Origin of the sequence: Streptomyces zagrosensis, from assembly GCF_014203645.1 — a bacterium.
Lineage (GTDB): Bacteria > Actinomycetota > Actinomycetes > Streptomycetales > Streptomycetaceae > Streptomyces > Streptomyces zagrosensis.
This window is the reverse complement of the sequence record NZ_JACHJL010000017.1, coordinates 78,109-90,699: the sequence shown is the minus strand read 5'-3', so window position 1 is coordinate 90,699 and position 12,591 is coordinate 78,109. Positions and strand designations below refer to the sequence as shown.

11 protein-coding genes are annotated in these 12,591 nt (G+C 69.2%); all 11 read right to left on the bottom strand.

Features of this window, described 5'->3' with window-relative positions:
- Positions 1–16: 16 nt before the first annotated feature.
- The 11 genes from FHS42_RS27140 to FHS42_RS27090 all read right to left on the bottom strand — a co-directional run bounded on the left by FHS42_RS27140 (position 17) and on the right by FHS42_RS27090 (position 12,554).
- Positions 17–373 (bottom strand): hypothetical protein, encoded by a 357-nt coding sequence (locus tag FHS42_RS27140; protein ID WP_184576463.1) that lies wholly within the window; start codon positions 371–373, stop codon positions 17–19.
- 422 nt (positions 374–795) lie between these two features.
- Positions 796–1,806 carry a methyltransferase gene (locus FHS42_RS27135; protein WP_184576460.1) on the bottom strand — a complete coding sequence of 337 codons (1,011 nt, stop codon included), beginning with the start codon at positions 1,804–1,806 and terminating at the stop codon, positions 796–798.
- A 67-nt stretch (positions 1,807–1,873) separates the two neighbouring features.
- A complete protein-coding gene (locus FHS42_RS27130) occupies positions 1,874–4,630 on the bottom strand; it encodes an AfsR/SARP family transcriptional regulator (protein ID WP_184576458.1) in 2,757 nt (918 codons plus the stop codon).
- A 277-nt stretch (positions 4,631–4,907) separates the two neighbouring features.
- Complete coding sequence (locus FHS42_RS27125; protein WP_184576626.1) at positions 4,908–5,123, bottom strand: hypothetical protein; 216 nt, start codon at positions 5,121–5,123, stop codon at positions 4,908–4,910.
- A gap of 221 nt (positions 5,124–5,344) precedes the next feature.
- Positions 5,345–5,692, bottom strand: a complete 348-nt coding sequence (locus FHS42_RS37510) for a hypothetical protein (protein WP_246495461.1) — start codon at positions 5,690–5,692, stop codon at positions 5,345–5,347.
- Positions 5,689–6,225 carry a hypothetical protein gene (locus FHS42_RS27115; protein WP_184576456.1) on the bottom strand — a complete coding sequence of 179 codons (537 nt, stop codon included), beginning with the start codon at positions 6,223–6,225 and terminating at the stop codon, positions 5,689–5,691. Before FHS42_RS27115 ends, FHS42_RS37510 begins: the two co-directional genes overlap by 4 nt.
- Before the next feature lie 393 nt (positions 6,226–6,618).
- A complete protein-coding gene (locus FHS42_RS27110; RefSeq protein WP_184576454.1) occupies positions 6,619–7,746 on the bottom strand; it encodes a serine hydrolase domain-containing protein in 1,128 nt (375 codons plus the stop codon).
- Positions 7,743–8,648, bottom strand: a complete 906-nt coding sequence (locus tag FHS42_RS27105; protein WP_184576452.1) for an alpha/beta hydrolase — start codon at positions 8,646–8,648, stop codon at positions 7,743–7,745. The genes FHS42_RS27110 and FHS42_RS27105 overlap by 4 nt, the downstream gene beginning before the upstream one ends.
- Positions 8,649–8,663: 15 nt before the next feature.
- Complete coding sequence (locus FHS42_RS27100) at positions 8,664–9,662, bottom strand: oligopeptide/dipeptide ABC transporter ATP-binding protein (protein WP_312867053.1); 999 nt, start codon at positions 9,660–9,662, stop codon at positions 8,664–8,666.
- Positions 9,663–9,678: 16 nt separating this feature from the next.
- Positions 9,679–11,616, bottom strand: a complete 1,938-nt coding sequence (locus FHS42_RS27095; protein ID WP_184576451.1) for a dipeptide/oligopeptide/nickel ABC transporter permease/ATP-binding protein — start codon at positions 11,614–11,616, stop codon at positions 9,679–9,681.
- Entirely contained in the window at positions 11,613–12,554 is a 942-nt protein-coding gene (locus tag FHS42_RS27090) for an ABC transporter permease (RefSeq protein WP_312867052.1), read from the bottom strand. The genes FHS42_RS27095 and FHS42_RS27090 overlap by 4 nt, the downstream gene beginning before the upstream one ends.
- Between the last annotated feature and the right edge of the window lie 37 nt (positions 12,555–12,591).

Below are 12,591 nucleotides of genomic sequence, written 5' to 3'. Positions count from 1 at the left end.
GCCGATGGTCGTGGAACTACGCGGGGAGCGCAGTGACGCAGCGCGGCAAGGGGTGAGTCCGTGCAGCAACGTGCGCTGTGACTGTGGCCTCGCGGGCGCCGAGGAGCAGTACCTCGACACTGCGCCCGTGGTCCCAGCGTTCTGCTTCCTCGGCCGCGTGCTCCGGGCACGCCGGGTCGCGTACGTCGACGAATCCGTCGTACACGACGACGCGCACCCGATCGTCTCCGGAGCAGGGGCCGGTGCCGCCCCGGCGGCATCCGCCGACGGCGGCCTGGCGCACGGTCCGCACCAAGCGCATGGCCGCGGGCAGCAGGTCGTTCGCGGCGTCGCCGACGGGCTGGTGGTAGTAGCGGGCCCGCAGCGTCTCCATCTGCTCGCCGACGGCACGGGCGCTGTCGAGCCCCGCCCGTCGTCGTCAGCGTGCGCGGTCGCCAGGAGCTGCCGGACCTCGGCGGCGTCGGGTGCGTCGAGTGCGTCGGCAAGCACGGTCGTCTCGACCTGGTGGGCGATGTGTGCGGCGAGCGTGCGCACTTCGGCGACGCTGGGGTCGTCGGGCCAGTCGGTCGAGTCGTACGCCGTGGTCATCGTGGTGTCCTCTCGGTCAGAAGGGCGGACGGGTCTACGCCAACCCGGCCGGACACCCCCTCTGCCTCCGGTCGGCCTCAGCCGCGTCGCGTATCCGTGGGGAGCCGGGCCCGGTGGCGTGCCACCCGGCCGTCCCCCGCCTCATCTCCACCCCCGGCGCCCCGGGCAAGACGGCGCCGGCCGCCGGCCGCCGGGTACGGCCCGCGGTCAGCTCCCGTTCACGGACGCTTCGACGATCGAGAAGGGGGTTGGGGTGGGCACGACACGGTCGAGGGTGAGCCCGGCCCGTTCCAGCAGGGTGCGGAACTCCGGCTCGGTGCGCTCCCGGCCTGGCAGCATGCCGAGCATGGTCAGGTCGATCATCTTCATCATGTGGGGCGTGTCGCCGGGCGGGATCACGCCCTCCAGCGCCAGCAGGCGGGCGCCCGGGTTCGCGGCCTTGCGGATCGACTCCAGGATGCGCAGACAGGAGTCGTCGTCCCAGTCGTGCAGGACGAAGCCGAGCGCGTAGATGTCGGCCGCGGGCACCGACTCGAAGAAGTCGCCGGCCGTGAACGTGATCCGGCCGCTCAGGCCCTGTTTCGCTAGGTTCGAGGTGGCCGCCGGTCCGACCGCCGGGAGATCAAGGATGACGCCCTTACGCTCCGGCCGGTCCGCGAGCAGTTGCACCAGCACCGAACCATCCGCGCCGCCTATGTCCGCCACGACCCGGCCGGGCGGAAGCTCGTACCCGTCGAACATGCCCTCCCGAGCACCGGTCATGTTGGCCATCGCGCGGGTCATGAGCTCCGCTCGCGCCGGGTCCTCGGACAGCCACTCGAAGAATGGCTTGCCGAAGTGCCGCGTCGCGCCCGGAACCCCGGTCCGGACCGTCTCCAGCAGACCCTCGAACGGCGCGTAGTGCGTCTCCATCCACAGCTCGGCCACGCCCGCCAGCGACCCCGGATGGTTGCGCGACAGCAGCGCGCCCAGCGGCGTGGTGGCCACCAGGTCGCCCTCGCTGCGGAAGACACCGACCATGGTCAGCGTGCGGATCAACCGGCCGAGCGGGTCCGCCGGCGTGCCGCTGCGCTCCGCGAGGTCGGCGACGGTACGCGGACCGTCGTCCAGCATGGTGCAGACGTCCAGCTTCGCGGCGACGTAGAGCGCCTGCGAGACCTGGAAGCCGCCGAGCAACTGCGTCATCGCGATGCCGGGCGGTGGGGTGGGTGCGGACATGGGTGGTCGGTCCTTTCCTGGTGGGACGGTTCCGCACGACCCTAGGAGCGGCCGGTTCCCGTGCCGTTCACGTGCGATAGACGGCCAGTTCCGCGCTGATCGCCGCCGCCCTCGGGTCGTCGGACCCGCCCGCCGCCGCCAGGGCCCGCCGGTAGGCCGCGTCGGCCTGGTCGTGCCGGCCCGCGTCGCGGTGCACGTCGCCGAGCGTGCGCAGCGCGACCGCGGCGAGGGCGTGCGCGCCGACCCGGAGGTAGACCTCCGCGGAGCGGGTGAAGCTCAGCTCCGTCGCCTCGTGGTCGCCGAGCCCGGCCTGCGCGCTGCCGAGCGTGTGCCAGGTGTCGGCCAGCGAGTACGGCCCGAGCCCTTCGCCGGACGCGAGCGCCGCCCGCGCGTGCGCGAGTGCGGGGCCGAACCGGCCGAGCCGGATCTCCGACCAGCTCACCGAGTTGAGCGCCGAGGCACGGTAGCTCGCCGCGGTGCCGGGCGGATACATCTCCAGCAGGCGTTCGGCCAGCTCAAGTTGCGGCTCGTGGTCACCGGCGCAGTCCAGGACCCAGATTTCGAAGCGGTGCGTCTCGGCCAGGAACTCCCGCGCCCCCGCGGCCTCGAAGCCCTCGGCCGCCTGCCGTAGCTGCTCGCGGGCCGCGGAGTACCGGCCCAGGTTCGCTTCCACGAGCGCCAGACCGCGCCGGGAGTGTGCCTCGGCGAGCCGGTCCCCCAGGCGTTGCGCCGCCGCCAGTCCGAGCTGCTGCGACGTCTGGAGGTGGTGCCAGAGGCCCTGCCTGCTCAAGAAGTCGCGCAGCGCCCAGGCCAGCCGCCACGAGTGCCCGTCGAACCCGTCCCGGTGGGCGTTATCGTGCGCGGCGAGCAGTACCGGGTACTCGTCCGCGAACCACGTGGCGGCGTCCGGCGACGGTGCCGAAACCACCACGCCCGGCAACTCGGGCGGGAGCGGGATACTGGGCCGGGCCGTGAAGACGGCCATGACCGCCTCGCACGCGGTGTGCAGACAGTGGTCGAGCAGCCGGTGCACGGCCTCCCGGCGCTTTTGGTCGCCGGACCACGGCAGCCCGGCGGCGAACGCGCGCACCAGGTCGTGCGCGGCGAACCGGCCCGGCCGGTGCTCGACCAGCAGCGCCGCCGCGACCAGCGCCCGCAGCAGCGTGCGGGTGTGCGGCTCCGGCAGCGCCAGCATGCTCGCCGCAGCGGCGACGCTCACGTCCGGGCCTGGGTGTGCGCCCAGGACGCGCAGGGCGCGGGCGGCTTCCGGTTCGAGCGCGCGGTACGACCAGGAAAGGACCGAGCGCACCTCGTCGTCGGCGCCCGCGAAGGCGTCCAGCGTGCCGTGCGCCTCGCGCAGTTCGGCGGCGATCGCGGACAGCGGCAGGTGCTCCTGCGCCACGGCCCGCGCCGCGACCACGGCCAGCGCCAGCGGGAGGCCGCCGGTACGGGCGACGATCTCGCGCGCCGCGACCGGCTCGGCGCGTGTCCGGTCCGTGCCGACCCGCGCCACGAGCAGCGCCAGCGCCTCCTCGTCGTCCGGCGGTCGCAGCACCAGCGGCCGGGCACCGACGCGGGCGAGCAGCGTCGGAAGCGTCCCCCTGCTGGTGATGACGGTCAGGCCGGGGCCAGCGCCAGGGAGCAGGTCGCGCACCTGGTCGGCCCCCGCGGCGTTGTCCAGCAGGATCAGCAGCCTGCGCCCGGTGGTCAGCGTGCGGAACAGTCCGGCGCGCACCGCGAGATCGCCGGGCACGTCGGCGGGCGCGACCCCGAGCGCCTGGAGGAACCGGTCGAGGATCTCCCCGGGCGGCGTCGGCTCCCCGCCGGGGCCGAATCCGTGCAGGTCCGCGTAGAGGTGACCGTCGCCGAACCGGTCGGCGATCCGGTGTGCCCCGTGCAGCGCGAGCGTGGTCTTGCCGACCCCGGCCATGCCGGAGATCACCACGACGCCGCCGGCCGACAGCGCGCCCATCCGGCGCAGCTCCTCCTCCCGGCCGACGAACGCCGCGCTGGGCGCCGGCAGTTGCGCCGGTACCGAGGAGGCGGCCGGGGCAGCCAGCAGCGTCTCGTCGGCGTGCAGGATTCGGCCGTACAGCTCCCGCAACCGGGGGCCCGGATCCACCCCGAGTTCGTCGCGGAGCAACTTCCGGCACTCCTGGTAGGCGGCGATCGCGTCCGCCTGGCGGCCATCTCGGTACAGCGCCGTCATCAGCAGCAGCCGCAGGTGCTCGTCCAGCGGATGGGTGTCCACCAACGACCGCAGTTCCGGCAGGATCCGCTGCTCGCGGCCCAGTTCGAGGTCGACCTCCAGCAGGCTGCGCCGCGCCGCCAGGTGCCGCCCGTCCAGTACCGTCCGGTGCCGGTCGACGCCGGGGCCGGTGACCCCGCTCAGCGCGGGCCCGCGCCACAGCGCCAGCGCCTCGCGCAGCCGGTCCCCGGCGGTGTCGGGATCACCCCCGGCGCGCGCCCGTTCCGCCGCGCGGACGGCGTCGGCGAACGTGTCCGCGTCGAGCGTGCCCGGTGCGAGCGTGAGTGCGTACCCGCGCCGGGACGATTCGACGGTCAGCTCGTCGCCGAGCAGGCGGCGCAGGTGGTGCACGTACTTGCGGATGACCGGTACGGCGCTGGCCGGTGCCTCGCCCTCCCAGATCTCGGCGGCCAGCGCCGCCGACGACAGGGGGACACCCTCTGCCAGCACCAGGGCGGCGAGCAGCGCACGCTGTTGCGGTGGCCCGAGCGGCACCTCGACCCCGTCCCGCCGCACGGCGAACGGGCCGAGCACCTCCACCAGGATCATCCGGCCACCTCCCTCGACCTGCGGCATGACCACATTCTCCCTCGCCACCAGATGGTCGGTGTGCGCTGCCGCTGGACGGAGTGAGCGCCGGTTCCCGGTAGCCGGGGCCGGGCTTCAGGACTGCGGACAGTTGCCAACGAGTACCGGCCTCGCAGAAGTTCCGCCACACCGTGCACTTCTACCGCAGTGACCGCGTCCCACCCCAGTAACCACGACCGCATGGAGGAATTATGAAGTCATGGCGTTTCCCGTATCGGCGTCGGTCTCGCCGTCGGTGCCGCGATGGTCGCGATCCCGCTCACCCTCACCAGCGCCTCCGCCGTCCCGCCGCCCAGCGCCGGCTGGGTGGTCGCCGGTGGCGACAAGCCGTCGAACCCCCATGGCCACGGATCGGCTCGATCTCCAGCGCCTTGTCGCCCAGCGCGAACTGCGCCCGCGCCATCTCCGCGATCAGCTCGCGGGCCTCCGCCACGATCTGTTCGTAACGCTTCCGCGTGACGTTCCCGACCCGGTCCGACATGGTGACCACCCCTCGCCGCCTTGGGCCGGTCTGGACACCCGCACGAGCGCGATGACATCGGCCCTGGTCACAGCCCAGCGTGACGAGATCACGACAGGCGCGGCAGGGGGCACTGGGCGCAAAGGGACGGCGCTCGAAGCACGCCAAAGCCCGTCAGAAGCGCTTGCGCCCCGGCGCTGACCTGCGGTGTTCGGCTACGGCGTCACCGCGACGGAATCGCGTTACGCCCGCCGAAGACGCCAGGCTCGCGACCGGCACCGCGGCGAGCAATACGTGGTCGAACGCTGCCGGTCCAACCCGACCGTCCACGACCTGCCGCACACCGGGCACTCCGCCTGATCACCACGCTGCATCGCCCGCTCGTGCTCGCCGGCATGAGGCAGAGCCGCGGTGATCGCGTCAAGATGCGACTCGACTGTGCTTTGTAGGCGCCGGGCGCTGACGTTGAGTTCCTGGACGTGCAGTTCGGCAACCCGGTCGATGAGCGCGACGGCGGAGGGCGAATAGATCTTGGACCCCTTACTGAGGGCGAAGGCGAGTCGTCCCCAGGGCTCGGCAGTCGCGCTCACACCCATAGCGGCGCCACCCAGCAGCGTGCGACGCTTCGCGGTGTCCTGGTCCTCCCCTGCATTGCATCCTCGACTACCAGCCCAGCGACCACCCGCCCTACCTCTATGGGCCCGGCCTTTACGCCGATGGCCATCTGGGGCGAACTGCCGTCTTCCACTTCGGCCACGACCAGGGCTTCTCCGCCGCGACCCACCTGGACGCCACGGGACTGCATGCCCCTGGCGTGCCCGGCCTCAACCGCGGCCAGCGCCTGTCGGAACCACTCGAGCCCCGTCGGACCGCGGGCGGCCGGGACCAATTCGGTCTTCTGCATCACCCGCCGCACCGTCGCGAGAGCGAGTGGCCCGGTCTTATGACGCAGCACCGTGGTCCGAGGCGGATAGTCGAACCGTCGACCGAACACCAGCCCCGGCACCGCGAATTCCTCAGGGCGGTAGGTCACCGGCATCACACGCCCCGGGCACAGCCCGCGTATGATTCGTGCGATGCGCTCCCCGTCATCCTCGTCGGCCAGGTGCGCGTCCTCGAACACTCACAGGGCCTGCCTGGAGGACCCTTCCGCAGTCTGCGCCCGCATATCCGGCATCGGGGCAGGACCGAGTTCGTGAAAAGCCACATCGATGGGCACCCGCGCCCGGACGCGTCCGACGAGTCGTGACTTGCCCGTACCAGCCGGACCCTCCACACGGACCACCAAAGAGCCGCTGCGTGGGCGGCTCAGCACATGCCGCACTGTGGCCAGGCAACTCTCTTCGCTGACAGCGTCCATCGCCTATCGTTGCTCACCGCCCCCGGGCGGTCCGCGCTCACCGGGATTCCACTTCGGGCGCCCGCCACTTCAGCGCCCCGCAGCACTGTCGAGTGCCGACCGGCCCAGGGGCAAGACATGCGTCCATTTCCCGGGCTTAACGACCCGATGCCTCCCTCAGCGCATCGAACGGATCCGGTTACGGATGACGCGGGCAAGTTCGAGCCCGCGGGGGTCAGCGCCGCCGGGGATGGGCATACGACCTGTCGTGTATCCGAACGCGAGGCCGGTAGCGGGGTCCGCGAAACCTATGGAGCCGCCGCCGCCGTCATGTCCGAACGCCCAAGGGCTACCGAAGTCCAACCGTGCATCGGACGTTTCGAAGATGATCCCGAAGCGGTTGTGGATGCCGAGCACCAGGTCCGTTCCGGAGCTGTGCACTTGACTCATCACGCCGAGAGCTTTTGGAGCCAACGGTTCCGGCCCGTCGGCGCTTTGAAGGCAGTGACTGTACAGGTGAGCGAGGCTTCGCGCATTTCCCACCCCTCCGATGGCAGCAGGACCCGATCGCCTGATCACGGGGTTGTTGGCCTGTTCGGCGAACGGCGGGAAACCGTCTACATTGACGACCATATTAAGGAGGTGAAACGGCTCGGTTCCTGCCGCAGCCAATATTCGGACCTCCTCTTCGTTACGCGGCAACTGGGGCAATGTGTCGACCACACGGGGTAGCACCTTGTCGTCAACGCCGAAATGGAAGTCGATGCCGAAAGGGGTTTGCAGTCGCTCCTTGTAGAAGTCACGGAAAGTCGCTCCCGTGATTCGTCGAATCAGTTCGGAGATGATGATGCCTATGGTGATTCCGTGGTACCCGTGGCTGGTGCCTGGCACCCACAGCGGCCTTGCCGCAGCCAGGCGGGCGGCCAGTTCGTCGTGTTCTTCGAGATCCTCGGATGTGAAGCCGCCTGCGATCACAGGAAGGCCGGCTCGGTGAGACAGGGCCGTTCGTACCGTTACTTCAGCCTTGTCCGCTGCCGCGAAAGCGGGCCAGTACCGGGCAAAGGGAGCGTCCAAGTCGAGGTCGCCCGACTCGATGAGCAGAGCGGTGCACATGGCGGCCACCCCCTTGCTGCTGGAGAACACGCCGATCAGGCTGTCAACGGCCAGGCGTGGTCCCATGGCGAGGTCGATCAGGGTCCGGCCGTGCCGCAGGGCGCAGACCTGCGCGCTGTAAGAGGGGTCGGCCTGAGTGAACGCGGCCAGGCGTTCGCTGACGGCCTCGAAACCAGGGGCGATATGGGTCATCGGTTGTCCAGCACGCGTCCGAGGAAGTCCAAGGCGTCGTCGATGAGAGGCTCGGCCGGCACACCGATGAAGCAGTGGTCGGCACCGGGAACCAGATGGAGTTCGGCCTCGCTTCCGGCGCTGCGCAGATGCTGGTACAGCTCCTGACTCTGCTGCCACGGCACTATGCGGTCAGCGGTCCCGTGCACCAGCCGGACAGGCGCCGCGTTGGGCAAGGCATAACTGACCGGGCTGGCGAACGCGGCACGTGTCGCATCGTGCTGGGGCGGGGCGCCCAGAAGGCAGCTCTCCGGCGAATCAGGTGCATCGTGGTCGAGTACCGCATCAGGGAGTGCCTGTGACTGCATGCTGAGCAGGTTCGTCGGCCCGTACCAGATGACTCCGGCGTGCACCCGGTCCGACGTATCGATGGATCCCACGTCTCCAGCCAGTTCGGGGTCGTCCCCAGTCAGGGCGAGCAGGGCAGCCAGATGACCACCGGCGGACTCCCCCCACACGGCGAACCGTGACGCGTCGATGGCCAGCTCCGCAGCGTGATGGCGAAGCCAACGCACAGCGGCCTTCACATCGTGCAGCTGCGCTGGAAAGTGGGCTTCACCGCTGAGACGGTAGGTGATGAAGGTTACGGCGTAGCCTGAGCGAACGATCCGGCTGGGTATTTCGGAGAAGTGCGGGATGAATCTCTTGTTCGTGCCCTCGAGCCAGGCACCTCCGTGGATCCATATAACAAGCGGAACCGTGCCGGACGCCTTGGCAGGCCGCACGAGGTCGAGGGTGAGGGGGCGGAAGCCGGGCACTTCGGCGACGATCGCGTCCGCATAGAGCACGTGGTTCCCATCCACTCTGGCCTCCGGCACAGGTCCGTACCGGGGCCGGGGAGCGGTGAAGTCGTCAGCGGTCATCGGAGAACTCCTTCATCATGAGGCTGGGTGATCGGCCGCGGCGGTGCCTGGCGGCGGATCAAGACGCAGATCCTCCATGCGGTGGCATGCAGCCAGACCTCCGGTGCGGAAGGGGGTCAGCCGTGGCGGCGTGTCGCAAGCATCGATCACGTGGGGGCAACGGGGCGCGAACACGCATCCGCCTGTCGTGGTGGGCAGGGGCGCGGTGAGCCGTTCCTGGCGTTGCTGACGCCGCGTGCGCTGGGTTCTCGGGTCGGGAACGGGTGCGGCGGACAGCAGGGCGTGGGTGTAGGGATGACCCGGGCGTGCGGCCATGGCGGCTGCGTCGCCTTCCTCGACCACGTGGCCGCGGTACAGAACCATCACCCGGTCGGCGATATGGCGTACCACGGCGAGGTCGTGCGATATGAACAGGTAGCTGATCTGCAGTTCAGCACGCAGGTCGGCCAAGAGATTGAGTATCTGGGCTTGAACCGACAGGTCCAGTGCACTCACGGGCTCGTCGCACACCAACAGCCGGGGCTTGAGCATCAGGGCTCTGGCAATGGCTATGCGCTGCCGCTGGCCGCCGGAGAACTCACGAGGCAGCCGCTGGGCGGCCCGGCGGGGCAGTCCAACACGGTCCAGCGCCTCGGCGACGCGCTGGGCGCGCTGAGCGGCCGACGTACCGGGTTCGTGCACCAAAAGCGGCTCGACCATGGTGTCCTGAATGGTTCTCACCGGGTTCAGCGACCCGTAGGGGTCCTGGAACACCATCTGCATGCGCGCCGTCAATCGTGTCCGCTCCTTGGCGGTCGCATGGGTAACGTCCTCACCGTCCAACCGGACGGTGCCCGATGTGATGGGCACCAGACCGAACGGGGCGCGGCCCATCGTCGTCTTGCCCGAGCCGGATTCCCCCACCAAGCCGAGTGTCTCCCCGGCTTCTAGGCGCAGGTGCACGTTGTTCAGAGCCTCGAACGGAGCTTGCCGACGCCGACGATAGGTGACGGAGAGATTTTCCAGTTCCAGCACTGGCACGCTGGACGACTCACGGGACACGATGCGCCTCCTTGTCGTCGGCTCGGACGTGGATGCACCGGGTTATGTGGCCCTCCGCCACCAGGTGCAGCGGCACAGCCGCGTTGGAGCACTCCTCGGTCACCGACACGCATCTATCGGCGAAGCGGCAGCCGGGGGGCCACGAACCAGGGGGTGGCACGCTGCCGCCGATTGTCGTCAGCCGGCGACCCGGTTGCTGCTGATGGGGGTCAGCAGCGCGCAACGCAGCCGTGTAGGGGTGACACGAATGGTCGAAGAGTCGCTCGGTGGCAGCCTGTTCCACGATTTGGCCCGCGTAGAGCACGATGGCGCGGTCGCAGAGGTCCGCCACCACACCCCAGTCGTGTGTCACCAGGAGGACCGCCATGTTCCTCTCACGCTGCAGGTCGCGGAGCAGGTCCAGAATCTCCGCTTGCACGGTCACGTCCAGGGCAGTGGTCGGTTCATCTGCGATGAGCAGCTCTGGGTTCCCTGCGAGAGCGACGGCGATACACACCCGCTGAGCCATACCCCCGGATATCTCGTGCGGGTACCGATCGGCCACCGCGGAGGGGTCCGATATCCTCACGTCCGTCAGCAGTTGCCGGGCAAGGCGGTGGGATTCTTTGCGCCCCACCTTCTGGTGGGCACGGACTGCCTCTGCGAGCTGAGCGCCGATGCGGATCGTGGGGTCGAGGCTGACCATGGGCTCCTGGCCCACGAGCGCTATGCGGCGGCCCCTGAGGTGGTGGAGTTCCTTGTCGGTGAGGTCGAGCAGGTTCAGGCCGTCGAAGTCGATGAAACCATCGACCTTGGCCTGGGTGGGTTGAAGACCGAGGATCGCGCGGGATGTGACCGACTTGCCGGCACCTGACTCGCCGACGAGTCCGACGATCTCACCGCGCCCGATACCGAACGACACATCGTCGACCAGGATGCTGCCACCACCACCGCGGGTGAGTACCACGGTGAGGTGCTCAACACACAGCAGTTGATCGGCCGGCGCCCGTCGGGTTGTGCGGGGAGCCTGAGGACGTCCTGTGCGGGTGCGGGCGCGAGTGAGACGGTATGGCTGGCTCGTTGTCGTGTCCCCGAGAATGCCGAACGCCAGAATGGTCAAGGTGACCACGACCACCGGGGGGACCACGGTCCAGCTCGACACCGCGATGACGGTCGAGGCGTCCTGTAGGACACCGCCCCACGTGGCGTGTGGTGGTCGCGTGTCAATGCCGAGGAATCCCAGGCCCAACTGGGTGACGAGCGCGAGTGCGGCCACGATAGCGGTCTGGGCGACAACCGTGGGGCGGATGCGAGGCAGGATGTGGCGGAGGAGGATCTGCCTCCTCGACAGTCCCGCCAACTTGGCGGCAGTGATGTACAGGTCCTGAGCGACTGCCATGGTGACGTTCCGGACGATGCGGAACAGCGCCGCCGAGGACAGCACACCGAAGGTGACCATCGCCGCGATCATGCTGTAGGGGTACACAGCCAGAACGGTGATCAGAATGATCAGTCCAGGCAGTGACATCAGGATTTCCGCGACCGCCGACGCGACCTTGTCGACCCGGCCGCGCAGGTAGCCTGCATACAGCCCCAGCGGTACACCGATACTCACCGATACCCCGACGCCGACGGCGACTCCAAGGAGTGTGGTGCGGCTGCCGTGCAGCAGCCGCGCCAGCAGGTCGCGTCCGAGGGAGTCCGTGCCGAGCAGGTGTTCGCCTCCGGGCCCCACCTGCACTTGCGCCAGGTCCTGAGTCAGAGGGTCGTGCCCCGCCAGCAGGGGCGCGGCGCCGGCGGCCACGGTGATCAGGATCAGCCACGCCCCTGCCAGCAGCGTCGCGGGCCGGTACGGGCCGCGACGCGCGCGTTCCTTTGAGAGGAACTTCGGACGCTGTCCGGCGGCGCTGTCCGGATCGGGTGTCGAGGAAAGGATTTCTGCGCTCATGGCCGCACCACCCGGGGGTCGAGCCAGGCGGAGATCAGGTCCACGCCGATGTTGACCGCGACGATGATGACGGTCATGACCACCACAACTCCTTCGACGAGGGGAAGATCCGCTTGGGCGGAAGCCTGAACGAGCAGGCTGCCCAGCCCCGGAAGCGCAAAGACCGATTCCATGAGGACAGACCCTGAAAGCATGCCGACCACGATGACTCCGAGGTTGGCTACGACGGGAAGACCGGCGTTGCGCAGCGCGTGGCGGTAGATGATCGACCGCTGCGGGTACCCGTTGGCCCGCATAGCTGTGATGAACTCGCGCTGCATCACCTCCTCCATGGACACTTTCAACTGACGGGCCATCACGCCGATCACACCGAAAGCCAGCCCGCAGACCGGTAGCACCAGACTGCGGATCCACAGCCCCGGATCTTCGGCGAACGCGATGTAGCCGCTAACAGGGAAAAGTCGCATGTTCACCGCGAAGACCGCGATGAGAATGAGGCCAAGGACGAAGTTGGGGACGGCCAGCCCCATCTGGCCGACCAGGTCGACCAGCCGTCCCAGCCATCCGCCGCGCACAGCGGCGAGCACGCCGAACAGGCAGCCGAGGGCAACGCTGACCAGGACCGTTCCGGCCAGTAGGGACACGGTCGGTTCCAGCCGCTGGGACAGCACCTCGGACGTGGACTGCTGGGTGAGCAAGGAGCGGCCGAAGTCTCCGTGCAGCGCCGAAGAAAGCCAACGCCAGTACTGCTCGACCAGTGGCTGGTCCAACTCCATGTCATGTCGCAGGGCTTGGAGTTGCTCTGGGGTGGCTCGCGCACCCAGCAGGGTGTAAGCGGCGTCCCCAGGGGTGAGAGAGACGAGGAAATAGGTAAGGAAGGTCACCACAACGATCAGCACTGCCGATCGCATAAGGCGTCTGAGGAGGAACGTGCCCACAGGGGATACCTCGATGTCGGGACCGCCGGTCGGCAGA

Bases quoted from the DNA above. Each gene is read 5' to 3' on its own strand.
- FHS42_RS27105 (WP_184576452.1), bottom strand. From the start codon at position 8,648: ATGACCGCTGACGACTTCACCGCTCCCCGGCCCCGGTACGGACCTGTG.
- FHS42_RS27135 (WP_184576460.1), bottom strand. From the start codon at position 1,806: ATGTCCGCACCCACCCCACCGCCCGGCATCGCGATGACGCAGTTGCTC.
- FHS42_RS27130 (WP_184576458.1), bottom strand. From the start codon at position 4,630: ATGCCGCAGGTCGAGGGAGGTGGCCGGATGATCCTGGTGGAGGTGCTC.
- FHS42_RS27140 (WP_184576463.1), bottom strand. From the start codon at position 373: ATGGAGACGCTGCGGGCCCGCTACTACCACCAGCCCGTCGGCGACGCC.
- FHS42_RS27125 (WP_184576626.1), bottom strand. From the start codon at position 5,123: ATGTCGGACCGGGTCGGGAACGTCACGCGGAAGCGTTACGAACAGATC.
- FHS42_RS27110 (WP_184576454.1), bottom strand. From the start codon at position 7,746: ATGACCCATATCGCCCCTGGTTTCGAGGCCGTCAGCGAACGCCTGGCC.
- FHS42_RS27095 (WP_184576451.1), bottom strand. From the start codon at position 11,616: ATGAGCGCAGAAATCCTTTCCTCGACACCCGATCCGGACAGCGCCGCC.